This is a genomic window from Stenotrophomonas lacuserhaii, assembly GCF_039674585.1.
Lineage (GTDB): Bacteria > Pseudomonadota > Gammaproteobacteria > Xanthomonadales > Xanthomonadaceae > Stenotrophomonas > Stenotrophomonas pennii_A.
In genome coordinates, this window is the sequence record NZ_JBDJNU010000053.1 from 1 (window position 1) to 23,548 (window position 23,548).

23 protein-coding genes are annotated in these 23,548 nt (G+C 67.9%); all 23 read left to right on the top strand.

The genetic code is table 11. From position 1 onward, the window contains the following. Nucleotides 1-211: 211 nt before the first annotated feature. The 23 genes from ABE522_RS15840 to ABE522_RS15950 all read left to right on the top strand — a co-directional run bounded on the left by ABE522_RS15840 (nt 212) and on the right by ABE522_RS15950 (nt 23,353). A complete protein-coding gene (locus ABE522_RS15840; RefSeq protein ID WP_346592525.1) occupies nt 212-733 on the top strand; it encodes a flagellar basal body-associated FliL family protein in 522 nt (173 codons plus the stop codon). A gap of 9 nt (nt 734-742) precedes the next feature. After that, nucleotides 743-1,750 carry a flagellar motor switch protein FliM gene (gene fliM, locus ABE522_RS15845; protein WP_101099705.1) on the top strand — a complete coding sequence of 336 codons (1,008 nt, stop codon included), beginning with the start codon at nt 743-745 and terminating at the stop codon, nt 1,748-1,750. Further along, nucleotides 1,747-2,082 (top strand): flagellar motor switch protein FliN, encoded by a 336-nt coding sequence (fliN, locus tag ABE522_RS15850; protein ID WP_042615526.1) that lies wholly within the window; start codon nt 1,747-1,749, stop codon nt 2,080-2,082. Before fliM ends, fliN begins: the two co-directional genes overlap by 4 nt. A gap of 2 nt (nt 2,083-2,084) precedes the next feature. Then, nucleotides 2,085-2,495, top strand: coding sequence for a flagellar biosynthetic protein FliO (gene fliO / locus ABE522_RS15855; protein ID WP_346592537.1), 411 nt, complete (start codon nt 2,085-2,087; stop codon nt 2,493-2,495). A gap of 10 nt (nt 2,496-2,505) precedes the next feature. Then, a complete protein-coding gene (gene fliP / locus ABE522_RS15860; RefSeq protein WP_191768924.1) occupies nt 2,506-3,294 on the top strand; it encodes a flagellar type III secretion system pore protein FliP in 789 nt (262 codons plus the stop codon). Between the two features lie 58 nt (nt 3,295-3,352). Next, nucleotides 3,353-3,622 carry a flagellar biosynthetic protein FliQ gene (locus ABE522_RS15865; RefSeq protein ID WP_042615527.1) on the top strand — a complete coding sequence of 90 codons (270 nt, stop codon included), beginning with the start codon at nt 3,353-3,355 and terminating at the stop codon, nt 3,620-3,622. Nucleotides 3,623-3,632: 10 nt separating this feature from the next. Beyond that, a complete protein-coding gene (gene fliR / locus ABE522_RS15870; protein WP_346592526.1) occupies nt 3,633-4,424 on the top strand; it encodes a flagellar biosynthetic protein FliR in 792 nt (263 codons plus the stop codon). A gap of 67 nt (nt 4,425-4,491) precedes the next feature. After that, nucleotides 4,492-5,637: a flagellar biosynthesis protein FlhB gene (gene flhB / locus ABE522_RS15875; RefSeq protein ID WP_346592527.1), complete on the top strand. Its 1,146-nt coding sequence runs from the start codon at nt 4,492-4,494 to the stop codon at nt 5,635-5,637. Next, complete coding sequence (gene flhA / locus ABE522_RS15880; protein WP_346592528.1) at nt 5,634-7,736, top strand: flagellar biosynthesis protein FlhA; 2,103 nt, start codon at nt 5,634-5,636, stop codon at nt 7,734-7,736. Before flhB ends, flhA begins: the two co-directional genes overlap by 4 nt. A 149-nt stretch (nt 7,737-7,885) precedes the next feature. Continuing rightward, complete coding sequence (flhF, locus tag ABE522_RS15885) at nt 7,886-9,787, top strand: flagellar biosynthesis GTPase FlhF (RefSeq protein ID WP_346592529.1); 1,902 nt, start codon at nt 7,886-7,888, stop codon at nt 9,785-9,787. Further along, a complete protein-coding gene (locus ABE522_RS15890; RefSeq protein WP_042613867.1) occupies nt 9,774-10,661 on the top strand; it encodes a MinD/ParA family ATP-binding protein in 888 nt (295 codons plus the stop codon). The genes flhF and ABE522_RS15890 overlap by 14 nt, the downstream gene beginning before the upstream one ends. Next, complete coding sequence (locus ABE522_RS15895) at nt 10,658-11,401, top strand: RNA polymerase sigma factor FliA (RefSeq protein ID WP_042613866.1); 744 nt, start codon at nt 10,658-10,660, stop codon at nt 11,399-11,401. The genes ABE522_RS15890 and ABE522_RS15895 overlap by 4 nt, the downstream gene beginning before the upstream one ends. 21 nt (nt 11,402-11,422) lie before the next feature. After that, the gene (gene cheY / locus ABE522_RS15900) at nt 11,423-11,815 is read left to right on the top strand and encodes a chemotaxis response regulator CheY (RefSeq protein ID WP_042613865.1); all 393 of its coding nucleotides are present in this window, start codon (nt 11,423-11,425) and stop codon (nt 11,813-11,815) included. After that, a complete protein-coding gene (locus tag ABE522_RS15905; protein WP_346592530.1) occupies nt 11,815-12,453 on the top strand; it encodes a protein phosphatase CheZ in 639 nt (212 codons plus the stop codon). The genes cheY and ABE522_RS15905 overlap by 1 nt, the downstream gene beginning before the upstream one ends. Nucleotides 12,454-12,455: 2 nt before the next feature. Next, the gene (locus ABE522_RS15910; protein WP_346592531.1) at nt 12,456-14,297 is read left to right on the top strand and encodes a chemotaxis protein CheA; all 1,842 of its coding nucleotides are present in this window, start codon (nt 12,456-12,458) and stop codon (nt 14,295-14,297) included. A gap of 75 nt (nt 14,298-14,372) precedes the next feature. After that, entirely contained in the window at nt 14,373-15,113 is a 741-nt protein-coding gene (locus tag ABE522_RS15915) for a flagellar motor protein (protein ID WP_057508268.1), read from the top strand. A gap of 1 nt (nt 15,114) precedes the next feature. Further along, complete coding sequence (gene motD / locus ABE522_RS15920; protein WP_346592532.1) at nt 15,115-16,110, top strand: flagellar motor protein MotD; 996 nt, start codon at nt 15,115-15,117, stop codon at nt 16,108-16,110. Between the two features lie 4 nt (nt 16,111-16,114). After that, a complete protein-coding gene (locus ABE522_RS15925) occupies nt 16,115-16,897 on the top strand; it encodes a ParA family protein (protein WP_346592533.1) in 783 nt (260 codons plus the stop codon). Beyond that, on the top strand, nt 16,894-17,898 hold the full coding sequence (locus ABE522_RS15930; RefSeq protein WP_346592534.1) for a chemotaxis protein CheW: 1,005 nt from the start codon (nt 16,894-16,896) through the stop codon (nt 17,896-17,898). The genes ABE522_RS15925 and ABE522_RS15930 overlap by 4 nt, the downstream gene beginning before the upstream one ends. 300 nt (nt 17,899-18,198) lie before the next feature. Continuing rightward, nucleotides 18,199-18,507, top strand: a complete 309-nt coding sequence (locus ABE522_RS15935; RefSeq protein WP_101099696.1) for an STAS domain-containing protein — start codon at nt 18,199-18,201, stop codon at nt 18,505-18,507. Continuing rightward, complete coding sequence (locus tag ABE522_RS15940; protein WP_042613857.1) at nt 18,504-18,869, top strand: response regulator; 366 nt, start codon at nt 18,504-18,506, stop codon at nt 18,867-18,869. The genes ABE522_RS15935 and ABE522_RS15940 overlap by 4 nt, the downstream gene beginning before the upstream one ends. A gap of 49 nt (nt 18,870-18,918) precedes the next feature. Continuing rightward, the gene (locus tag ABE522_RS15945) at nt 18,919-20,907 is read left to right on the top strand and encodes a chemotaxis protein CheA (protein WP_346592535.1); all 1,989 of its coding nucleotides are present in this window, start codon (nt 18,919-18,921) and stop codon (nt 20,905-20,907) included. A gap of 205 nt (nt 20,908-21,112) precedes the next feature. Next, nucleotides 21,113-23,353 (top strand): methyl-accepting chemotaxis protein, encoded by a 2,241-nt coding sequence (locus ABE522_RS15950; RefSeq protein WP_346592536.1) that lies wholly within the window; start codon nt 21,113-21,115, stop codon nt 23,351-23,353. Nucleotides 23,354-23,548 lie beyond the last annotated feature (195 nt).

The window sequence follows — 23,548 nt, forward strand, 5'->3', positions numbered from 1 at the left end:
GGCTGGGCGGGGGCGTTGAGCGCCATGGATGGCGCGAAACGAGGCCCGCATGGACGCAGCTTTTGCCGTCCCCCGACCAGCCCCACCGCCCGGCCCAACCCAGGAATCCGAAGCTCTACGCGCCCCACCACGAGCGGCCCAGCCGTTCGCCGCCATCCATTGCGGCACGCCACTTGCATGTGCCCGGAGGCAACCTCCAGGAGCTCCACACGTGGCCGCAGCCGTAGATAAAACCAAGAAATCCGCCGACAAGGACAAGGCCGCCCCCTCGCGCCGTCCCGTGCTTGTGATCGCCCTGATCGCGGTCGTCGCCGCTGCCGCCGCAGGTGGCGGCGTGTGGTACTTCACCCAGGCCCCGCATGCCGCCGATGGCGCCCCCGCCACCCAGGCCAAGCCGAAGGCGCCGCCGGCCCCGGCCCAGTACTTCGGCCTGGAACCACCGTTCGTGGTCAACCTCAACGGCCCGGTCGACGGCCCGCGCTACCTGCAGGTGGAAGTGCAGCTGATGACCCGCGACAGCTCCGCGCTGGAATCGATCAAGACCCATTCCCCCGCCCTGCGCGCGCGCCTGCTGATGCTGTTCTCGCAGGTCACTCCGGACCAGATCGCCGACCGCGCCGGCAAGGAGAAGCTGCAGGCCGCCTCGCTGGCCGAAGTGCAGAAGGTGCTGCTGGCCGAGACCGGCAAGAAGTGCGCCGACGACCTGCTGTTCACCAGCTTCGTGACCCAGTAAGGGCGCCTGATGAACGACTTGCTGTCACAGGATGAAATCGATGCCCTGCTGCATGGCGTGGACAGTGGCGCGGTGGAGACCGACGACGACGGCGCGGTTCCGGGCGAAGCCCGCAACTACGACTTCGCCAGCCAGGACCGCATCATCCGCGGTCGCATGCCGACCCTGGAAATGGTCCACGAGCGCTTCGCCCGCCTGTGGCGCATCGGCCTGTTCAACCTGATCCGGCGCTCGGCCGAGCTGTCCGTGCGCGGCATCGAACTGGTCAAGTTCAACGATTACATGCACACGCTGTACGTGCCGACCAACCTCAACCTGATCCGCTTCAAGCCGCTGCGCGGCACCGGGCTGATCGTGTTCGAACCCACCCTGGTGTTCGCCATCGTCGACAACTTCTTCGGCGGCGACGGGCGCTACCCGACGCGCATCGAAGGCCGTGAGTTCACCGCCACCGAAATGCGGGTGATCCACCTGCTGCTGAAGCAGACCTTCGCCGACCTGCGTGAAGCGTGGGCACCGGTGATGGACGTGGAGTTCGAATACATCAATTCGGAAATCAACCCGCACTTCGCCAACATCGTCACCCCGCGCGAGTACGTGGTGGTGTGCCGGTTGCACGTGGAGCTCGATGGCGGTGGCGGCGACATCCACGTCACCCTGCCCTATTCGATGCTCGAGCCGATCCGCGAACTGCTCGATGCCGGCATCCAGAGTGACCGCAACGACCGTGACGAAAGCTGGGGCCAGACCCTGCGTGAACAGCTCAACGTGGCCGAAGTCACCCTGTCCAGCGTGCTGGCCACCAAGCGCATGAGCCTGCGCGAGCTGACCCGCATGAAGGTCGGCGACATCCTGCCGATCGAGCTGCCGCAGCACGTGCCGATCTGCGTCGAAGAGATCCCGGTGTTCACCGGCACCTTCGGCGTGGCCAATGGCATGAACGCCGTGAAGATCACCGCAACCCATCCGCCGGGCACGCGTCCACGCGTCCCGGTCATCCAGGAAGAACCGAAATGAATGAAACCGAGCGCCAAGAAGCCATCGCCGCCCAGTTCGAAGCCCTGCAGGCCGAAGAGGCGACCGGTGCCGATCTCAACCTGGACGTGATCCTGGACGTGCCGGTGACGCTGTCGCTGGAAGTGGGCCGCGCCCGCCTGCCGATCCGTAACCTGCTGCAGCTCAACCAGGGTTCGGTGGTGGAACTGGAACGCGGCGCCGGCGAATCGCTGGACGTGTTCGTCAACGGCACGCTGATCGCGCATGGCGAAGTAGTGGTGATCAACGACCGCTTCGGCGTGCGCCTGACCGACGTGGTCAGCCCCAGCGAACGGATCCGGAGACTGCGTTGAGCCTGTTCCTGCTCATTGCCACCGGCCAGGCCGCCAGCAAGGCCGCCGCCCCGGTGGTCGGCCAGCATGCACCGTCCACCCCGGGCCTGTTCGGCGCGGTGCTGGCGCTGCTGCTGGTGCTGGCGTTGGTGGTCGGCCTGGGCTGGTTGCTCAAGCGCATGCCCGGCAGCAGCTTCCGCCAGGCCGAAGGGCTGAAGCTGGTCGCCAGCATCGCCGTCGGCGCCAAGGAGCGCGTGGTGGTGCTGGACGTCAACGGCGAACAGATCCTGCTCGGGGTCACCGCTGGCGGCATCAGCAAGCTGGACACGCTGGCCGAACCGCTGCCACCGCCGGCGCCGATGCGCGTGCCGGACCTGAAGAACCTGCCCAATTTCGCCCAGTTGCTGCAGCAGCGGCTGCGCAAGGATTCCTGAGATGCGCCTGATGTCGAAGACGCCTGCCCTGCCGAAGCGGGCCACCGCCCGTTGGCTGCCCTGGCTGACCCTGTTGCTGATGCTGCTGCCGGCACTGGCGTTCGCCGCGCCGGGCGCGCCGGGCACCCCGCTGCCGGACGTCAATGTTGGCCGCATCGGCGGCCAGCCGGTCAGCCTGCCGTTGCAGACCCTGTTGCTGATGACCGCGATCACCCTGATCCCGTCGATGCTGCTGGTGCTGACTGCCTTCACCCGCATCATCGTCGTGCTGGCCCTGCTGCGGCAGGCGCTGGGCACCGGCCAGACCCCGTCCAACCAGGTGCTGCTGGGGCTGGCGCTGTTCCTCACCGCGATGATCATGCTGCCCACCTGGGACAAGGCATGGAGCGCCGGCATGGCGCCCTATCTGGATGGCCAGATCGATTTCCAGACCGCCTGGACGCTGACCACCCAGCCGCTGCGCGGCTTCATGCTGGCGCAGATCCGCGAGACCGACCTGATGACCTTCGCCGGCATCGCCGGGCATGGCACGTATGCCAGCCCGGATGCCGTGCCGTTCCCGGTGCTGGTCGCTTCATTCGTCACCAGCGAGCTGAAGACCGCCTTCGAGATCGGCTTCCTGATCTTCATCCCGTTCGTGATCATCGACCTGGTCGTAGCCAGCGTGCTGATGTCGATGGGCATGATGATGCTGTCGCCGATGCTGGTGTCGGCCCCGTTCAAGATCCTGCTGTTCGTGCTGGTGGATGGTTGGGTGCTGACCGTCGGCACGCTGGCGGCCAGCTTCAATCCTGCCTGAAGCAGAAAGCCCTCGAGCAAGCTCGAGGCTACCTAGAACGTCACACAACGGAACCGCGATGTCTCCCGAACTTGCCTTGACCGAACTGCGTGGCGGCCTGATCGCCACCTTGTGGGTAGCCGGCCCGCTGCTGTTGACCGTGCTGGTGGTCGGCGTGGTGGTTGGCGTGGTGCAGGCCGCCACCCAGCTCAATGAACCGACCATCGCCTTCGTGGCGAAGGCGGCCGCGCTGACCGCGGTGCTGTTCGCGCTGGGCAGCCTGTTGCTGGGGCACATGGTGGAGTTCACCATCCTGCTGTTCCAGCGCATCCCGCACCTGATCGGCTAGGCACGCGGCGATGGATCCGGCTACCCAGATGGCAGCGGACGGCCTGCAGGCGTTCGGGATGATCGGCGACACGCTGTGGACCCTGCTGCGGCTCGGCGCGATGATCATGGCGATGCCGTTGATCGGCACGCGTGCGGTGCCGTCACGGATCAAACTGCTGCTGTCGGCCACGCTGGCGATCGCGCTGGCGCCGATCCTGCCGCCGGTCCCCAGCTGGGTCGGCTTCGATGCCGCCACCGTGCTGACCATCTTCCGCGAGCTGGTCATCGGCATCACCATCGGCTTCATGCTGCGGCTGGTGTTCGAGGCCGGCGCGCTGGCCGGCGAGCTCATCGCCCAGGGCACCGGACTGTCTTTCGCGCAGATGGCCGACCCCATGCGCGGCGGCAGCTCGGGCGTGATCGGGCAGTGGTTCTACCTGATGTTCGGCCTGCTGTTCTTCACTGCCAATGGCCATCTGGCGCTGATCTCGCTGCTGGTGGACAGCTATCGCGCGCTTCCCATCGGAGCCACCCTGCCCGACCCGGCGGCCCTGGTCGGCATAGCGCCCACCTTCCTGCTGACCGTGCTGCGCGGCGGCGTGGGCTTGGCGCTGCCGTTGATCGTGGCGATGCTGGCGGTCAACCTGGCCTTCGGTGCACTGGCCCGTGCCGCACCGGCGCTCAACCCGATCCAGCTCGGCCTGCCGGTGTCCCTGCTGCTCGGCCTGGCCTTGCTTGCGGTGCTGGCCGGTGAGATGGGTCCGCCGGTGCAGCGCCTGTTCGACGCTGCCTTCGAGGCCGCTGGCGCGGTGGTGCGCTGAGCCCGGGCCCGGCTCCTGCAGGCATGGATCTTGCAGCCAGGCGGTGATTCCCTGAGACCTGCGCGCGATGTCCGAGAACGAAGACGGCGGCGAAAAGACCGAACAGCCGACAGAAAAACGCCTGCGCGAGGCCCGCGAACAGGGCAACACCCCGCGTTCGCGCGAGCTGGCGACCGCTGCCGTGTTCGGCGGTGGTGTGCTGGCGGTGATGGCCACCGGCGGCAGCCTGGCGGCCGGCGCCATCGACTGGATGAAGCAGGCACTGAAGCCGGACCTTTCCCTGCGCCAGCACCCCATGGAGCTGTTCGGCCATGTCGGCGACCTGTTCCTACGGCTGCTGCTGGTGACCGCCCCGCTGTTGATCGTCTGCCTGCTGGCCAGCTTCCTCGCCCCGGTGGCGATGGGCGGCCTGCGCTGGTCGGCCAAGGCGATGATGCCGGACTTCACCCGGATGAATCCGGCCTCCGGCCTCAAGCGGCTGTACGGCCCGGAAGCCATCGCCGAGTTCACCAAGTCGCTGCTGCGCGTGGCCTTCGTCGGCGTGGGCGCCGGCATCGTGATGTGGGGCGGCATGGACCTGCTGCGCGGCCTGCTGCACCTGCCGCTGGAAAGCGCGATCGTGCGCGGGCTGGGCTTCACCCTGAAGCTGCTGCTGGGCACGGCGGTGGCAATGCTGCTGCTGGCCGCCATCGATGCGCCGTACCAGCGCTGGAACTGGATGCGCAAGCTGAAGATGACCCGCGAAGAGCTGCGCCGGGAAATGAAGGAAAGCGAGGGCAGCCCGGAAGTGAAGGGACGCATCCGCCAGATGCAGCACCAGATGGCCAACCGCCGGATGATGGAGGCGGTGCCCACCGCCGACGTGGTGCTGGTCAATCCGACCCACTACGCGGTGGCGCTGAAGTACGAAGGCGGCAAGATGGGCGCGCCCACCGTGGTGGCGCTGGGCGTGGATGAAACCGCCCTGCACATCCGCAGGATCGCCGAAGGCAACAAGGTGGCGATCGTCTCGGCGCCGCCGTTGGCACGCGCCTTGTATAGGGAAGGGGAACTCGGAAAGGAAATCCCCGTGAGACTGTATTCGGCCGTTGCCCAGGTGCTGTCCTATGTCTACCAGCTGCGCAACTGGCGCAGCGGCCCGATGCCGGCCCAGCCCTACGTGGACGTGGCCGAACATCCGCCCGGCACGCCGCTTGACGGAGCGGGCCGATGAGCGCGCAGGCCGGCGGCCTCAACACCCGCAACGTGCTGGCGATGATCCGCCAGGGCCTTGGCGCGCCGTTGATTGTCATGGCCCTGCTGGCGATGGTGGTGGTGCCGCTGGCCGCCCCGGTGCTGGATGCCCTGTTCACCTTCAACATCGCCATTTCGATGATGGTGCTGCTGGCGGTGGTGTACGTGAAGCGGCCGCTGGACTTCACCATCTTCCCGATCGTGCTGCTGGTCACCACCATGCTGCGGCTGGCGCTGAACGTGGCTTCCACCCGGGTGATCCTGCTCAACGGCCAGAACGGCCACGAAGCCGCCGGCAAGGTCATCGCCGCCTTCGGTGAGTTCGTCATCGGCGGCAACTACGCGGTCGGCATCGTGGTGTTCGCGATCCTGACCATCATCAATTTCGTGGTGATCACCAAGGGTGCCGGGCGCGTTTCCGAAGTGACCGCGCGCTTCATCCTCGATGCGATGCCCGGCAAGCAGATGGCCATCGACGCCGACCTGAATGCCGGATTGTTGACGCGCGAGGAAGCCAAGCTGCGCCGCGAGGAAGTGCGCGAGGAAGCCGACTTCTACGGTGCGATGGACGGTGCCAGCAAGTTCATCCGCGGCGATGCGATCGCCGGCATCCTGATCCTCTTCATCAACCTGATCGGCGGGCTGGCCGTGGGCATGCTCCAGCACAGCATGGCCTTCGGCGATGCCGCCGCCACCTACACCCTGCTGTCCATCGGTGACGGTCTGGTGGCGCAGCTGCCGGCCCTGCTGGTGTCCAGCGCGGTGGCGATGCTGGTCACCCGCGCCTCGCGGTCGCAGGACATGAGCCAGGCGATGATGGGCCAGGTGTTCGGCCAGTACCGCGCGCTGGCGATCACCGCCGGCATCATCGGCGTGGTTGGCCTGGTACCGGGCATGCCCAACGTCGCCTTCCTGACGCTGGCCGCGATCCTCGGCTTCCTGGCCTGGAAAGCCTGGAAGAAAAGCCAGGCGGCGCTGGACCCGGCGAGCACTGCACCGGCCGCCCCGCCCATGGATGCGCTCGGTCGTCCGGCGGCCCCGGCACCGACGGCCGAACTGACCTGGGACGAACTGCGCCCGGTCGATCCACTGGGACTGGAAGTCGGTTACCGGCTGATCCCGCTGGTGGACGCCGCCCAAGGGGGCGAACTGATGGCACGCATCAAGGGCGTGCGCCGCAAGCTGACCCAGGACATCGGCTTCCTGATCCCCTCGGTCCACATCCGCGACAACCTGGAACTGCCCGCCACCGCTTACCGCCTGCTGATCCACGGTGTGCCGGTGGCCACCGCGGAGATCCATCCCGACCGCGAGCTTGCGCTCGACCCGGGCAGCGCGCTGGGCCAGCTGGACGGCATCGCCGGCAAGGACCCGGCCTTCGGGCTGGATGCCACCTGGATCCAGCCGCACCAGCGCGCCCACGCTGAAACGATGGGCTACACCGTGGTCGATCCGGCCACCGTGGTCGCCACCCATCTTTCGCACCTGATCCGCGAACACGCCCCGGAACTGCTCGGCCACGAAGAAGTGCAGCAGCTGCTGGCCAACCTGGCCAAGAGCGCGCCCAAGCTGGTGGAAGACCTGACCCCCAAGGCGCTGCCGCTGTCGATCGTGGTGCGCGTGCTGCAGAACCTGCTGGTCGAACGCATCCCGGTGCGCCAGCTGCGCAAGATCGCCGAAGCGCTGGTGGAGACGGCGCCGTCCAGCCAGGACCCGGCCACGCTCACCGCGGCGGTACGCAACACGCTGGGCCGTTTCATCGTGCAGGAGATCGCCGGCATGTCCGCCGAGCTGCCGGTGTTCACCCTCAACCCGCAATTGGAACGCGTCTTGCAGGAGTCCACGCAGGGCAACGGCGCTGCGCTGGAACCCGGACTCGCCGAACGGCTGCACCAGAGCCTTGCCGACTGTGTCAGCAAGCAGGAAGCCCGCAACGAGCCCGCCGTGGTGCTGGTACCCGGCCCGGTCCGTGCCGCACTGGCACGACTGGTCCGCCACAGCGTTCCTTCGCTGTCGGTGCTGGCCTACAGCGAAGTCCCGGAGGACAAGCGTTTGAAGCTGGTAGGCACCATCAGCTGAGACGCGGTTCCACCCGGTGGCGGAAAGCCGGCAGCAGCGCCAATGCAACGTCTTGATCCACCCATTACCGAAGGGGACCCCGCACCGTGCTGACCACCGACCACCCGCGATCCCCTGCCCCTGAAACGAATCCGTCCCGGTACCCCAGCATGAAAATCAAACGATTCGTCGCCGCCGACATGCGCTCGGCCATGAACCTGGTACGCAAGGAACACGGCCCCGATGCGGTGATCCTGTCCAACCGGCGGATCGAGGAAGGCGTGGAAATCGTGGCCGCCGCGCACTACGACGAAAGCGTGGTGCAGCGCGCCCTGGAAACCGCACGCAAGGACAGCGCCCCGGTGGCGGCTCCGGCGCCGCGTCCGCGCACTGCCGCCGATGCGATGATCGCGGCGATGACCCGCCGCCGCACGCCGGAACAGGACGTCGAGCCGGTGGCCGCGACCACCTCAGCCGTGGCCGCGCTGGCACGTGCTGCGGTCGGTGCTACCGGTCGCACCCTCAACAGCGCCGACGAAGGCGTGCCGCGTCGCTGCAGCGAAGGCTTCGCTGCCACCCTGGCGCGGGCCGCCGGTGGCCTGGCCCGATTCCCGTCGCCGCCGGCCGTCAACGAACCGGCGCTGCCGGAGCAGATCTTCGCGCCTTTCGTGCAGCCCCCGGCCGATGCGCCGCGGATCGCTGCCAGCCGCCCCGCCCCGGCGCTGCCGCGCGCCTGGGTGGAGGACGAAACCTTCGATGTCGCAGTGCCGGCAGTGGCCGTTGCACCGCGCGTTCCGGCGCAGGTCCTGCGCGCCCCGGCGGTGCTGCCGCCGCCGCTGCCGATGGCCTTCGCCGCACAGGTGCCGGAGCTGACCGACCGCGACAGCGTGACGACCAACGGTCGTCACCCACCGCAGGCGGAAATCATCGCTCCGGCTTTCGTGGCGGAAACCTCCGCTGTCGGTAGCACCGAGCCATGCTCGGCGGAATCTTCCCGTCCACGGCCCGCTTCGCTCGCCGACCATGGGTCGGCGCTACCCCTGGCCGGTAGCGCCGCGCCCTGCCCGGCGGAATCCGCACCGGCTCCCGCCCTCCAGCTGGCCGAAGTCGTTCCGCCGGCGCCGCCGGTGGTTGCGCCCCCCACCCTCACCGTCATCGCCCGCGACGACGAAGAGATGCGCCACCTGCGCAATGAAGTGGCCGGCATGCGCCAGGTCATCGAGCGCGAAATGCACCGCTTCACCGACGAGCGCCTGCGCGGCAACCCGGTGCGTGCCACCGCGCTGGACCTGATGGACGAATATGGCTTCGACGCCGGCATCGCCCGCGACGTGGTGCTGCAGATCCCGCTGGACACCGAAGCCCACCGTGGCCGCGGACTGATGCTGGGCCTGCTGTCGCGCAAGCTGCCGATCTCCCCGGTCGACCCGCTGGAAGCCGGCGGGGTGATCGCGCTGGTCGGTCCCACCGGTGCCGGCAAGACCACCACCATCGCCAAGCTGGCCTCGCGCTTCGCCGAAGCCCACGCCCCGCGCGACGTCGCCCTGGTCACCACCGACACCGCCCGCATCGGCGCCCGCGAGCAGTTGTACGGCTTCGGCCGCCAGCTCGGCATCGCCGTGCATGAAGCCAACAGCGGTACCGACCTGGACCAGCTGCTGGAGCGCCTGAAGGATTACAAGCTGGTGCTGATCGACACCGCCGGGGTCGGCCCGCGCGACCGCACCCTGGCCTCGCAGCTGCAGTGGCTGCGCGCCGCCCCCCAGGTCAGCACCCTGCTGGTGCTGCCGGCCAACACCAGTTTCGGCGACATGGATGAAGTGGTGCGCCGCTTCAGTGCGGCCAACCTGCAGGGCGTGGTGCTGAGCAAGCTGGACGAAACCGGCCGCTTCGGCACCGCCCTGTCGGTGGCCGTCGACCACCGCCTGCCGATCACCTGGGTGACCGACGGCCAGGACGTTCCCGAAGACCTGCACCGGGCCAGTGCAGCCAATCTCGTACTTCGCCTTGAAGATTTGCGCCGCGCGGCCGATATGCCCTGCAACCCGGAGTTGAACCATGCCGTCGCGTGAGTACGCCAAGCTGACCACCGCCTTCCCGTTGTCGGCCACCCGCAGCCAGCCGCTGGGCCCTGTCCGCACCATCGCCGTCACCGGCGGCAAGGGCGGCGTGGGCAAGACGAACGTTTCGGCCAACATGGCCGTGGCGCTCGCGGGCATGGGCAAACGCACGCTGCTGCTGGACGCCGACCTGGGCCTGGCCAACATCGACGTGATCCTGGGCCTGAAGCCGGAGTTCACCCTGGCCGACCTGATCGCCGGCCGCTGCACGCTGGAAGAAGTCATCATCGAAGGCCCGAACGGCGTGCTGGTGGTCCCTGCCGCGTCCGGTCGCCGGCACATGGCCGAACTGGCTCCGGCCGAACATGTCGGCCTGGTCAATGTGTTCTCCGAACTGGAGCGCGACCTGGATGTCATGGTGGTCGACACCGCCGCCGGCATCACCGATGGCGTGCTGACCTTCTGCCAGGCCGCCCAGGACACCGTGGTGGTGGTGTGTGACGAGCCCGCGTCGATCACCGATGCCTACGCCCTGATCAAGGTGCTGTCGCGCGAACGCGGCGTGGACCGGATCCAGGTGGTGGCCAACATGGTGCGCGACTCCAACGAAGGCCGCGTGCTGTACGAAAAGCTGAGCCGGGTCTGCGAGAAGTTCCTCGCCGATGTCTCGCTGAACTACCTCGGCTGCGTGCCGCAGGACGACTGGCTGCGCCTTTCGGTGCAGCGCCAGCAGCCGGTGGTGAAGGCCTACCCGTCCAGCCCGTCGGCGCTGGCGATCAACGAGATCGCCCGCCGCACCGCACGCTGGCAGGCGCCCACCGAGCCACGCGGCGGCGTCGAGTTCTTCCTTGAGCGCATCCTCAAGCAGCGCGGGGTGGTGGCATGAAGGGCGCAGCACAGTACCGCGAAGTACAACGCACCGCAGCGACCGAATGCATCAACCAGCATTCGGACCTGGTGCGGCGCATTGCCCACCACCTGGCGGCACGGCTGCCGGCCAGCGTGGAGGTCGACGACCTGATCCAGGCCGGCATGATGGGGCTGATCGAGGCCTCGCGCAGCTATGACGCCGACCAGGGCGCATCGTTCGAAACCTACGCCTCGATCCGCATCCGCGGCTCGATGATCGACGAGATCCGCCGTGGCGACTGGGTGCCGCGCTCGGTGCACCGCCGTGCCCGCGATGCCGCCGCGACCATCCGCCGGCTGGAACAGGCCAGCGGCCGTGCCGCGTCGGCCACCGAGGTCGCCGCGGCGATGGACATCCCGCTTCCGGACTACCTGCGGCTGATGGAAGATGCCTCGCGCGGCCAGGTGCTGAGCCTGGAATCGCGGATCGAAGACCAGGGCGAGCTGGACACCATTGCCCAGGGCGGTCCGACCCCGCAGCAGGTGCTCGAACGCAGCCAGTTCGGCAGCGAGCTGGGCAAGGCGATCGGCCACCTGCCCGAGCGCGAACAGCTGGTGCTGTCGCTCTATTACGAACAGGAACTCAACCTTAAAGAGATCGGCGCAGTGCTCGGCGTGAGCGAGTCGCGGGTCTGCCAGATCCACGGCCAGGCGGTATTGCGCCTGCGTGGCCGACTGAAAACCTTCGAGGCCGTTGACGCGGGCCTGGAAGCGTAAGTACCCAAGAGGAATCAAGCTTTGAACAAGAACATGCGCATCCTGATCGTCGACGACTTCTCGACCATGCGTCGCATCGTCAAGAACCTGCTCGGCGACCTCGGCTTCACCAACACCGCCGAAGCTGAAGATGGGCATGCCGCGTTGGCGATGCTGCAGAGCCAGTCCTTCGATTTCGTGGTCACCGACTGGAACATGCCGGTGATGACCGGTATCGAGCTGCTCAAGGCGATCCGGGCGGATGCACGCCTGAAGACCCTGCCGGTGCTGATGGTCACCGCCGAAGCCAAGCGCGAACAGATCATCGAAGCGGCCCAGGCCGGCGTCAACGGCTACATCATCAAGCCGTTCACCGCACTGACCCTGCAGGAAAAGCTCGGCAAGATCTTCGAACGCCTGGCGGCGAGCGCCTGATGGCCGTTGTCATGGATGCAGCGATGGACAAGGCCTGGCTGGTGCAGCGGCTGCAGGAAGCGCTTGCCGCGCTGGAAGCCGGCGATGAGACCGGCTGGCGGGTGCAGATCGACGCACTGGCCGCCGCACGCACCCAGCCGATGATGGCCGGCCTGTCACGGCTGGCGCGCGAGCTTGGCCAGGCGCTGGGCGAACTGCCCACCGTCACCACCGATGCCGGTGAGCTGGACGACGCCTGCGCCCGACTGGACCACGTGGTGACGATGACCGAACAGGCCACCCACCGCACCCTGGACCTGACCGAGGAATGCCGTGCACTCACCGCACGCCTGGGTGAAGAGGCGTTGCCGCTGCTGGAGCAGCAGCAGGCGCTGGAGCGCATCCGCCACAACCTGACCGAGATCGCCCTGACCCAGAGCTACCAGGACCTGACCGGGCAGATCATCCGCCGCGTGGTCGGCATCGTGCGGCGCGTGCATGAAGGCTTCGGCGCGCTCGGGTTGCCGCCGGAACTGCAAGGGCAGCGCCAGCAGGGCCGCCACGAACCGGCGTTGGCCGGGCCCGCGGTGCACGGCGTGGACCGCCATGCGGTGTCCCAGAACGACGCCGACGACCTGCTGTCCGACCTGGGGCTCTGAAGATGAGTGGAATCGCCGACGACATCGCTGCCGACTTCATCATCGAGGCGCAGGAAATCCTTGATCGTCTCGGCGAGCAGCTGGTCACCCTGGAGCAGGACCCGCAGGACAGCCCGCAGCTAAACGCGGTGTTCCGCGGGTACCACACGCTGAAGGGCGGTGCCGGTTTCCTCGGTATCACCGCCATGGTGGAACTGTGCCACGCCGCGGAAGAAACCCTCGGTCTGGTGCGTGCCGGCCAGGCCACGCTGCAGCCGCACCATTTCGATGCCGGCCAGCAGTCGCTGGACTACCTGCAGGCGATGCTGGATTCGGTTTCGGCCGGCGAAGAGCCCGGCCATGCGCCACCGGAGCTGATCGCCCAGTTCGATGTCGGCGCCGCGCCCGCCAGCGCCGCAGCGACCTCAAGCGACCCTTCACTCATCAGCGATGACGAGTTCGAAGCCCTGCTTGACCAGCTGCATGGTGGCGGCGCACCGACCGCGGTGGCACCCAAGGCCGCCGATGCGATGATCAGCGAAGGCGAGTTCGAAGCCCTGCTCGACCAGCTGCACGGCGGTGCCGTGCCCGGCGCCCAGGCCGTTGCCCCGGTGGCCGCTGCGCCCGTTCCCGCCAAGCCCGCCGCGCCCGCCGCCCGTGCACCGGCAGCCAGTTCCGCCGCCCCGCCCAAGCCGGCCAAGCCGCTGGCCGAAGCCGAGCAGACCGTGCGCGTGGACACCAAACGGCTGGACGCCATCGTCAACCTGATCGGCGAGCTGGTGCTCTCACGCAACCGGCTCAAGACGCTGCGCGCGCGCCTGCGCGATGAAGAACTCGACCGCGCGGTCTCCACCCTGGACATCGCCACCGCCCGGCTGCAGTCGGCGGTGATGCGCACCCGCATGCAGCCGGTGGGCAAGGTGTTCTCGCGCTTCCCCAAGGTCGCCCGCGACGTGGCCCGCTCGCTGAGCAAGGAAGTCGAACTGGAGCTGGTCGGCGCGGAAACCGAGCTGGACCGCAACCTGGTGGAAGCGCTGGCCGATCCGCTGGTGCACCTGGTACGCAATGCCATCGACCACGGCGTGGAAATGCCTGACCTGCGCGAAGCCCAGGGCAAGCCGCGCAGTGGCCACGTACGGCTTTCAGCGCAGCAGGAAGGCGACTATGTCAGCATCGAAGTGCAGGATGACGGCGCCGGCATCGATCCGGAAAAGCTGCGCGCCAAGGCCCGCGAGAAGGGCCTGATCGATCCTGAAGCCGCTGCCCGCCTGAGCAGCGAGGAATGCCTGCACCTGGTGTTCCTGCCGGGCTTTTCGACCAAGGCCCAGGTCACCGACATCTCCGGTCGCGGCGTCGGCATGGACGTGGTGCAGTCACGCATCCGCGAGCTCAGCGGACAGATCCAGATCCAGTCCGAACTGGGCCGTGGCAGCCGCTTCATGATCCGCGTACCGCTCACCCTGGCGATCCTGCCGACCCTGCTGGTGCAGGCCGGGGAAGATGTCTACGCCTTGCCGCTGGCCCGCGTGCTGGAGGTGCTGCATGCACCGGCCACCTCGCTGGGCTGGTTCGATGGTCGCGCGGTGCTCGATCGTCGCTCGCACACCCTGGCCTTGGTGGACCTGCGCCAGTGGCTGGACGTGGAGCCGATGCAGTCCAACCTGCTGACCATCGTGGTGCTGCAGGCGGGCGAAGCACGCTTCGGGCTGGTCGTGGACCAGGTGCGCGGCCGCGAAGAGGTGGTCATCAAGCCCTTGCCGAAGGCGCTGCGCGGCCTGCGCGGCTATGCCGGTGCCACCCTTATCGGCGATGGCCGGATGGCACTGATCCTCGATGTCGACGGGCTTCGCAGCCCGCACGATTGACTGAAACTGTGACGTCGGTCGGCATGCTGCCGGCCGGCAACTCAAGTCACACCGCTACGGGCCGATAACCGATCCATGGACAGACTCAGCCTCATAGGACTCTTCCTCGCCTTGGCGTCACTGGTCGGGGGCAGCATCCTCAAGGGCGCTGGCCTGGCGTCGCTGTGGTCGCCGGCCGCGTTCGTGATCGTGATCGTGGGAACCCTCGCTTCGATCCTGCTGCATACCGCCCCGGCGGTGTTCAAGCATGCCTTCACCATCGTGCGCTGGGTGATCCGCCCGCCGCAGAGCGATCGCCGCCAACTGATCACCCAGATCGTGGAATGGAGCAACATCGCCCGCCGCCAGGGCCTGCTCGGCCTGGAGGCGCAGGTGGAAGCGCAGTCCGATCCGTTCCTGCGCAAGGGGCTGCAACTGCTGGTGGACGGGGTCGAGCCGGAAACCATCCGGCACATGCTGGAGATCGAACTGAGCAGCCAGGAGCACAAGGACCTGGCCGCCTCCAAGGTGTTCGAGGCGATGGGCATCTATGCGCCGACGCTGGGCATCATCGGCGCGGTGCTGGGGCTGATCGCGGTGATGAAGAACCTGGCCGACCCGAGCAAGCTCGGCCACGGCATCGCCGCGGCCTTCACCGCCACCATCTACGGCATCGCCTCGGCCAACCTGCTGTTCCTGCCGGTGTCGGCAAAGCTCAAGAGCGTGATAGCGCACAATACCCGTGACCGCGAGATGGCCATCGAGGGCCTGATCTCGATCGCGCTGGGCGAGAACCCGCGCAACATCGAATCCAACCTGAGCGGGTTCCTGCACTGACATGGCCCGCCGCAAGCACCACGAAGAGCATGCCAACCATGAGGCCTGGGCGATTCCGTACGCCGACCTGATGACGCTGCTGCTTGCCTTCTTCGTGGTGATGTATGCGATCTCATCGGTCAACGAAGGCAAGTACCGCGTGGTCGCCGCCGCGCTGAGCACCGCCTTCGGTTCGGCCCCGCGCACCCTCAATCCCGTGCAGGTCGGCAGCAACCAGGTCAAGGGCGGTGGCTGGGACGCGCCGTCGGTGATCAACGCCGGCAGCCGCGTCGGTCCGTCAGCACCCGCGCCGGCCAACGACCCATCCTTGCTGCCGGCGATGGCATCGCAGATGCGTTCACCGGTGTCCTTCCGTGATGAGGAGCAGCTGAAGCAGGCCGAGCGCCAGCTCAACGCGATCGCCGACCGCCTGACCGCCACGCTGGCGCCGCTGATCGACCGCGGCATGATCACGGTGCGCCGTACCGAGCTGTGGATCGAGGTGGAGATCAACAGCGATATCCTGTTCCCGACCGGTGCCTCGGTGCTGGACGTCCAGGCGCGTGACACCCTGTCCACGCTGGCCGGGGTGCTGCGCGATGTGCCCAACAGCGTGCGCGTGGAAGGCCACACCGACAACGTGCCGATCGCCACCGCGCAGTTCCCTTCCAACTGGGAACTGTCGGCCGCGCGTGCCGCCAGCGTGGTGCACCTGTTCGCCGACCAGGGCCTGCAGCCGGCCCGCCTGGCGATGGTCGGCTACGGCGAATTCCGCCCGCGCGAGGACAACACCAGCGCCGTCGGACGCAACCGAAACCGGCGCGTGATGGTGATCATCCTGGCCGATACCACGCACGGCGTGGACCCGATCAGCGAGCGGCTCAACGCCTCCACGGGCGGCGCTGCGCCCGCGCCGATCACCCCGATTTCCTTACCCCCCACCCCGCAGGCGCCACGGGGGCCGGCAGCGGCCGGCAGCCCGATCGGCGCCGCCGTCACCCCCGCCATGAAGGAGTAGACCGATGCGCATCTGGGCAATCGCCAACCAGAAGGGCGGCGTCGGCAAGACGACCACCACCCTGGCGCTGGGCCGGCAACTGGCCGCCATGGGCCACCGCGTGCTGCTGATCGATCTCGACCCGCATGCTTCACTGACCCGCTCGTTCGGCATCCCGCTGGATCCGCCGCCGGCCGGCGTGCTGGAACTGTTCGCCGCACCGCCGGCCGAACTGGCCACGCTGTGCCATGCCAGCCGCATCCCCGGACTGGACCACGTCTGCGCGCAGTCGGCGCTGGCCACGCTGGAACGGCGCAGCGCCAACCAGCCCGGACTGGGACTGTCGCTGCAGAATGCGCTGGCACGCCACGCCGGGCGTCACGATTACATCCTGCTCGACTGCGCGCCGACGCTCGGCCTGTTGATGATCAACGCGCTGGCCGCAGCGGATCGCCTGATCATCCCCACCCAGGCCGAACCGCTGGCCCTGCACGGGCTGGACGGCATGGTCCGCACGGGTGAAATGGTCGAACGTTCGCGTCGCCGCCCGCTGCCGATGTCAATCCTGCCGACCCTGTTCGACCGTCGCACCCGCGCCGGCAACGAGAGCCTGCGGCAGATGCAGGACAGCCATGGCACGCGGGTCTGGGAGGATGCGATCCCGGTGGACACGCGGATGAGCAACGCCGCCACGCTGATGGCGCCGGTGGAAGGGGACGACTATCCCGGCCGCGGCCTGGCCGCCTACCGCCGTGCGCTGGACTGGATCCTGGCCGACGATGCGCGCGCACTGGAGCAGGCCGCATGAACAACGAAACCGTGCTGGACGATTACCTGGAACAGCTGCTGGGCGAAGCCACCACGACGGTCGCCGAGCCGGTCGCGGTCGCGGCTGCCGAAACCGCAGCCCAGCCCCCCGCCGAACGCGAGCCGACCTGGGACGACCTGCCCGACGAGGTGGTCTACGAGACCGGGCCGGCCAGCAGCGAAGACCCCGCATTGATGGACGAAGCGAGCCTGCAGGCCGCCTTTGATGCCGCCGCCGACGCGCCGCTGGATGCTGCTGGAGCGGGACCGGAACCGACCTGGGACGACCTGCCGGACGAAGTGATCTACGAGACCGGCGAGGACGTCAGCGCGGTGCTCACCAACGCGGACAGTCCCTCGCTGGAAGCCGCCTTCGCTGCCGCTGCCGATCCCATCGCCGCCCTGCTCGCCCCCTCGCCGCCCGCCGCGCCTGCGGCGCCCGCATTGCCTCCGCGCACCGTGGCCCGCGCGACCCCCGCGCTGGCGCAGCCGAATGCCAACCCGCCCAGCACCTGGCAGGAACTGCAGGAACAGGCCCGCCAGAGCGGTTACGCATCATCCCCGCAGCGACGCGCCACCGAGCGCAGCTCGCGTTGGCTGCGCCTGCGCTGCGGCAGCCAGGCCTACGCATTGGAACTGCTGAAAGTGCAGGAAGTGGTGCTGCCGGTGCCGCTGCTGCCCCTGCGCGGCACCGCCCCGGCGATGCTCGGCATCATGAACCTGCGCGGCCAGGTGGTCCCGGTCATGGACCTGGGCGTGCACCTGGGCGGCGCACCGGCCGGCGAAGACGCCCAGACCCGCATCGTGGTGCTGGAAGAAAACGGCGAGATCATGGGCCTGCGCGTCACCGCCGTGGAAGACGTCACCAACCTCAGCGACTCGCAGATAGAGCCCCCCGACACCGCCCGCATCTGCCGCATCAGCAACGACATCTTCCGAGGCGTAGCCCGCCTCCACCAGCAACCGATGATCCTCCTGGACGCCACCCAGCTCCTGAACTGAAAGCCAGCACTCGCAGGAGGCACGCGCTCCGCGCTTCGCCCTTGCCCTTCCCCCCACCACCCGCGGCCCAAGCGCGGACTGTCAGCGAGGGGGGCGGGCAGGGTCAGGCAGGACTGTGTGAGGCAGGAGCCGAACACAAGCCTACACGGACGTACTTGCGGCGTGTCCTGCCTGACCCTGCCCGCCCCCCTTCGCCCCAGGCTTCTGCTTCTGCACCAGGACGCGAAACAAAAAACCAAACCCTAAAGCTTCCCCGGATATTGCCGCTATGAAGTCTGGAACCGTTTGTCCGGAGCAACAATGAGCACTGTGGACCTGGGTGAAGATCTCGGCATCGAGAGCAGCACCGAGCTGAAGAACCGCCTGGCCCCGTTGCTGGCCGCGGCCGACCCGCTGACCCTCGACGCCAGCCGGGTGGGCCGTATCCACACCGCCGCCATGCAGGTCCTGTGCGCATTCGTGCAGGCCCGGCGCGGTGCCGGATTGCAGACGGAATTCAGCGGCAGCACCGCAACCTTCACCGACGCCGCGCGATTGCTCGGCGTCACCCAGGCCCTCGGCCTGGCTGTATCCCATGACAACCTGAAATCTGTGGAGAACGCGGCATGAGCGCACGTATCTTGGTGGTGGACGACTCGGCGTCGATGCGCCAGATGGTTTCCTTCGCCCTCACCTCGGCCGGTTTTTCCGTCGAAGAAGCCGAGGACGGCGCGGTCGCGCTGGGCCGGGCCAAGGGCCAGCGCTTCAACGCGGTGGTCACCGACGTCAACATGCCGAACATGGACGGCATCTCGCTGATCCGCGAACTGCGCCAGCTGGCCGAATACAAGTTCACCCCGATGCTGATGCTGACCACCGAATCGGCCGCCGACAAGAAGTCCGAAGGCAAGGCCGCCGGTGCCACCGGCTGGCTGGTCAAGCCGTTCAATCCCGAACAGCTGATCGCCACCGTGCAGAAGGTCCTGGGCTGATCGCCCACGCCATCCCGTCCCCCGCGCCCGCCCCTGGAACACACCTGACATGAGCATGGACCTGCAACGTTTCCACGCCACCTTCTTCGAGGAAAGCCGCGAAGGGCTGGACGCCATGGAAGCCGGACTGCTGACCCTGGAATCCGGCCAGCACGATGCAGAGATCATCAATTCGGTGTTCCGTGCGGCGCATTCGATCAAGGGCGGCGCCGGTACCTTCGGCTTCGATGCCATCGCCGCGCTGACCCACGTACTGGAAACGCTGCTGGACGAACTGCGCGCCGGAAAACGCGCGCTGGAAGCCAATGCGGTGGATGCCATGCTGGCCTCGGTGGACGTGCTGCGCGCCCTGCTCCGCGAAGCCGAACACGGCGTGCAGGCCGACCCGGCCACGGTCGCGGCGATGAAGGCGCGACTGGAATCGATCCTGTCCGGCCAGGCCCCGGCGGCAGCAAGCGCGGCCGCCCCGGTCGCCGCCGAAGCGGAGCCGGAAGCCTGGCAGATCGGCTTCACCCCGGCACCGTCGATGTTCATGAGCGGCAATGATCCGCTGCGCATCATCCGCGAACTGGAACACCTCGGCCCGCTGCAGGTGCAGGCACGCCTTGAGCGGCTACCCGGCTTCGAACAGCTGGATCCGTTCGAAGCCCACCTGGCGTGGGATCTCGGGCTGATCGGCAAGATCAAGCGCAGCCAGATCGAAGATACCTTCGCCTGGGTGGTCGACGACTGCGAGCTGGACATCCGTCCGGTCGCACCGCCCAGCCTGGCCACCACCGCACCGGCCGAGGTCGAGGCCACGCCGGCGGCGGCGGCAGCGCCCGCCATCGCAGCGCCCGCCACGGCCGCTGCGACCCCGGCGCAGGAAGCCGAATCCTCGATCCGCGTCAGCGTGGACAAGGTCGATGCGCTGATCAACCTGGTCGGCGAGCTGGTCATCACCCAGGCCATGCTCAAGCAGGTGTCCAACCATATCGACCCGGCCCATGCCGAACGCCTGTTCGCCGGGCTGGACCTGCTGGAGCGCAACACGCGTGACCTGCAGGAAGCGGTGATCGGCGTGCGCATGCTGCCGGTGGATGCGGTGTTCCGCCGCTTCCCGCGGCTGGTCCGCGACCTGTCCACCCGCCTCGGCAAGCAGGTGCGCCTGAAGACCATCGGCGAAGGGACCGAACTGGACAAGGGCCTGATCGAAAAGATCGCCGACCCGCTGGTCCACCTGGTGCGCAACTCGATCGACCATGGCCTGGAAATGCCGGAATTCCGCCGCAACGCGGGCAAGGACGAAACCGGCACCATCACCCTGGCCGCATCCCACCAGGGCGGTCACATCGTCATCGAAGTGAGCGACGACGGCCACGGCCTGAACCGCGACCGGATCCTGGCCAAGGCGGCCGAGCGCGGCCTGGCCGTGCCGGAAAACCCGACCGACGCGCAGGTCTGGGACCTGATCTTCCAGCCCGGCTTCTCCACTGCCGATGCGGTGACCGACCTGTCCGGCCGCGGCGTGGGCATGGACGTGGTCCGCCGCAACATCCAGGCGCTGGGCGGCGAAGTGCAGATCGAAAGCCGCGCCGGCATCGGCACGCGCACGCTGATCCGCCTGCCGCTGACGCTGGCGATCCTCGACGGCATGACCGTTTCGGTGGCCGGCGAAACCCTGATCCTGCCCCTGGCGTACGTGCTGGAGGCGCTGCAGCCGCAGGCCAGCGACATCCGCACCATGGCCGGCGAAGGCCGCGTGCTGCGGGTACGCGGTGAGTACCTGCCGATCCTGTCGCTGAGCGAGTATTACGGCTACGGCCAGCGCCACAGCGACGAATCGCTGGTGGTGGTGGTGGAAGGCGATGGCCAGAAGATCGCGTTGGAAGTGGACGAACTGGTCGGCCAGCAGCAGGTCGTGGTGAAGAACATCGAAAACAATTACCGCCGCATCGGCGGTGTGTCCGGCGCCACCATCCTCGGCGATGGCCGTGTCGCGCTCATCGTGGACATCGGCGGGCTGGTACGCTCGCTGCGCGTGCCGCAGGCCGCCTGACGCAACAACCTGCACGGTAGCGCCGGGCCATGCTCGGCGGAATAAAAAAAGCGTCGCCGAGCACGGCTCGGCGCTACAGATCCGCGCAGCCGCGCCGCTATCTGTAAAGACGGCGTGATGACCCCCACACCGCCGCGTCCCGAGTCCTTTCCAACATCGCCCAGCGGCGCGGCCGCTGCGCCCCGCCCTGCCCTGGAGCACCCGCATGAAGTGGTTCGCCGATCTCCCCATCGCCCGCAAGCTGGCGGTGGGATTCACCTTGACCACCTTGATGACCCTCGTGCTGGGCGGCTTCGCCCTGCTGCGCCTGTCCGAGGCCAACCAACAGTTGCGCGGCATGGCCAGCAATGCCATTCCCTCGGTGCAGCACCTGGGCGAAGTGCGCTCGCAGCTGGGTGAGTTCCGCACCTATGAAATGGCCCAGCTGACCATGCTGGACAAGCCGGAAAAGGTGGCTGATTACAACAAGCGCATGGACGCCGCCGCCCAGGTGGTGCACCAGGAACTGGATGCCTACGCTGCACTGCCGGCCGATGCCACCGAGCGCGCCCTGTATGCGAAGGTCAAGGCAGCGGTCGCCGCGTATCTGGCAGCCAACGAACAGCTGCGCGCGGCCGGCGGCAGTGGCGATGCGGTGCTGGCGCAGCAGATCTCCGATGAGCAGTCGCGCCCCCTGCGTCGCGCCCTGTTCGAAGACCTCAAGGCCCTCAGCGCTTACAGCGGCAAGCTGATGGACCAGGGCATCGCCAACGCAAACACCACCCACCACACCAGCCTGGTCGCCATCATCGTCGCGATGCTGCTGTTGTCGCTGGTGGCGGCCACGCTGGCGGTGATCATCTCGCGCGCCATCACCGTGCCGCTGGGCAAGGCCGTGCAGGCCATCCAGGCCGTGGCACGCGGCGACCTGAGCGTCACCACCCAGGCCAGCAGCAATGATGAAGCCGGCCGCATGCTGGCCGCCACCGCGGAGATGACCGCCACGCTGCGCCGCTTCTCCAGCCAGACCCAGCAGATGGTGGAAATGCACGCCGGCCCGGACATCAGCCACCGTATCCCGGAAGACTTCCCCGGCGTGTATGGCGAGCTGGCGCACGGCATCAACACGGTCATCTTCGAACACCTGGACGCACTGCGCGATGCGGTCGACGTGCTGAACCAGTACGCCATCGGCAACCTGGAACCGGACGCACGCCGCCTGCCGGCCAGCCGCGCCTTCCTGCATGAGTCCATGGATGCGGCCAAGGCCAGCCTGCTGGCGATCAACACGCAGATCCAGCAGCTGGCATCGGCCGCGGCGGTCGGTGACTTCAGCCAGCGCGGCGATGCCGAGCAGTTCCAGCATGATTTCAAACTCATGATCGAACAGCTCAACACCATGATGCATGTAGCCGACGGCAACCTGTCGCAGCTGTCGCAGCTGCTGCGGGCGATCGCCGCCGGGGACCTGACCGCACGCATGGACGGCGAATTCCACGGCGTGTTCGCGCTGATGCGCGACGATGCCAACACCACGGTCGGCCAGCTGACCAACATCGTGTCCAGCATCCAGGTGTCGGCGCAGAGCATCCGCGGCGCCGCCAGCGAAATCGCCGCCGGCAACAACGATCTGTCGCGCCGTACCGAACAGCAGGCGGCCAACCTGGAAGAGACCGCCGCTTCGATGGAGGAACTGACCTCCACCGTGCGCCAGAATGCCGACCATGCGCGCCAGGCCAACCAGTTGGCGATCGGCGCCGCCGGTGTCGCCAGCCAGGGCGGCGAGGTGGTCAGCCAGGTGGTCACCACCATGTCCGCCATTGAAGCGTCTTCGAAGAAGATCGCCGAGATCATCTCGGTGATCGATGGCATCGCCTTCCAGACCAATATCCTGGCGCTGAACGCCGCCGTGGAAGCGGCGCGCGCCGGCGACCAGGGGCGTGGTTTCGCGGTGGTCGCCAGCGAAGTACGCACGCTGGCGCAGCGTTCGGCCGCCGCCGCCAAGGAGATCAAGGGCCTGATCGACGAGTCGGTCAGCAAGGTCGCCGACGGCTCGACGCTGGTGCACCAGGCCGGCGCGACGATGGGCGAAATCGTCGCCTCCGTGCAGCGCGTGACCGACATCATGGCCGAGATCTCCGCCGCTTCGCAGGAGCAGTCCGCCGGCATCGAACAGGTCAACCAGACCGTGGTGCAGATGGACGAAACCACCCAGCAGAACGCGGCGCTGGTGGAAGAAGCCACCGCGGCGGCCCGTTCGATGGAAGAACAGGCGATGCAGCTGACCGATGCGGTGGCCCAGTTCCGACTGGCCGACAGCGCGCCGGCCAAGGCCGCTGCGCCCGCCGCACGTACCGGCGCTTCCTCGGCCGCCAAGGCGCCTGCGGTCACCGCACGCCCGACCACCCGCCGCGCAACGGTGCGGCAACCGGTCATCGCCGGCGACGGCGACTGGCAGGAGTTCTAAGCGGTACAGCGTTTCACTGGCTGGCGGGCCGGGGCAGGTTCGCGGGGGACGGCAACACCCGCTCCTGCGGGCCTCGTTTCGCGCCATCCATGGCGCGGGTCCATGGCGGCCTGGGAACATCCGGCTCTGGTAGCGCCGACCCATGGTCGGCGGAATTTGTCAGTTGAGCTGATGGATATCCGCCGACCATTGGTC

What these genes read in the sequence shown, in the direction of transcription:
- fliN (WP_042615526.1), top strand. Translation starts at nt 1,747, where the DNA reads ATGAATGAAACCGAGCGCCAAGAAGCCATCGCCGCCCAGTTCGAAGCC.
- ABE522_RS15945 (WP_346592535.1), top strand. Translation starts at nt 18,919, where the DNA reads ATGAGCATGGACCTGCAACGTTTCCACGCCACCTTCTTCGAGGAAAGC.
- ABE522_RS15915 (WP_057508268.1), top strand. Translation starts at nt 14,373, where the DNA reads ATGGACAGACTCAGCCTCATAGGACTCTTCCTCGCCTTGGCGTCACTG.
- ABE522_RS15935 (WP_101099696.1), top strand. Translation starts at nt 18,199, where the DNA reads ATGAGCACTGTGGACCTGGGTGAAGATCTCGGCATCGAGAGCAGCACC.
- ABE522_RS15940 (WP_042613857.1), top strand. Translation starts at nt 18,504, where the DNA reads ATGAGCGCACGTATCTTGGTGGTGGACGACTCGGCGTCGATGCGCCAG.
- ABE522_RS15930 (WP_346592534.1), top strand. Translation starts at nt 16,894, where the DNA reads ATGAACAACGAAACCGTGCTGGACGATTACCTGGAACAGCTGCTGGGC.
- flhF (WP_346592529.1), top strand. Translation starts at nt 7,886, where the DNA reads ATGAAAATCAAACGATTCGTCGCCGCCGACATGCGCTCGGCCATGAAC.
- flhB (WP_346592527.1), top strand. Translation starts at nt 4,492, where the DNA reads ATGTCCGAGAACGAAGACGGCGGCGAAAAGACCGAACAGCCGACAGAA.
- fliR (WP_346592526.1), top strand. Translation starts at nt 3,633, where the DNA reads ATGGATCCGGCTACCCAGATGGCAGCGGACGGCCTGCAGGCGTTCGGG.
- fliM (WP_101099705.1), top strand. Translation starts at nt 743, where the DNA reads ATGAACGACTTGCTGTCACAGGATGAAATCGATGCCCTGCTGCATGGC.
- flhA (WP_346592528.1), top strand. Translation starts at nt 5,634, where the DNA reads ATGAGCGCGCAGGCCGGCGGCCTCAACACCCGCAACGTGCTGGCGATG.
- ABE522_RS15925 (WP_346592533.1), top strand. Translation starts at nt 16,115, where the DNA reads ATGCGCATCTGGGCAATCGCCAACCAGAAGGGCGGCGTCGGCAAGACG.
- motD (WP_346592532.1), top strand. Translation starts at nt 15,115, where the DNA reads ATGGCCCGCCGCAAGCACCACGAAGAGCATGCCAACCATGAGGCCTGG.
- ABE522_RS15865 (WP_042615527.1), top strand. Translation starts at nt 3,353, where the DNA reads ATGTCTCCCGAACTTGCCTTGACCGAACTGCGTGGCGGCCTGATCGCC.
- ABE522_RS15950 (WP_346592536.1), top strand. Translation starts at nt 21,113, where the DNA reads ATGAAGTGGTTCGCCGATCTCCCCATCGCCCGCAAGCTGGCGGTGGGA.
- ABE522_RS15895 (WP_042613866.1), top strand. Translation starts at nt 10,658, where the DNA reads ATGAAGGGCGCAGCACAGTACCGCGAAGTACAACGCACCGCAGCGACC.
- ABE522_RS15890 (WP_042613867.1), top strand. Translation starts at nt 9,774, where the DNA reads ATGCCGTCGCGTGAGTACGCCAAGCTGACCACCGCCTTCCCGTTGTCG.
- fliP (WP_191768924.1), top strand. Translation starts at nt 2,506, where the DNA reads ATGTCGAAGACGCCTGCCCTGCCGAAGCGGGCCACCGCCCGTTGGCTG.
- ABE522_RS15905 (WP_346592530.1), top strand. Translation starts at nt 11,815, where the DNA reads ATGGCCGTTGTCATGGATGCAGCGATGGACAAGGCCTGGCTGGTGCAG.
- ABE522_RS15910 (WP_346592531.1), top strand. Translation starts at nt 12,456, where the DNA reads ATGAGTGGAATCGCCGACGACATCGCTGCCGACTTCATCATCGAGGCG.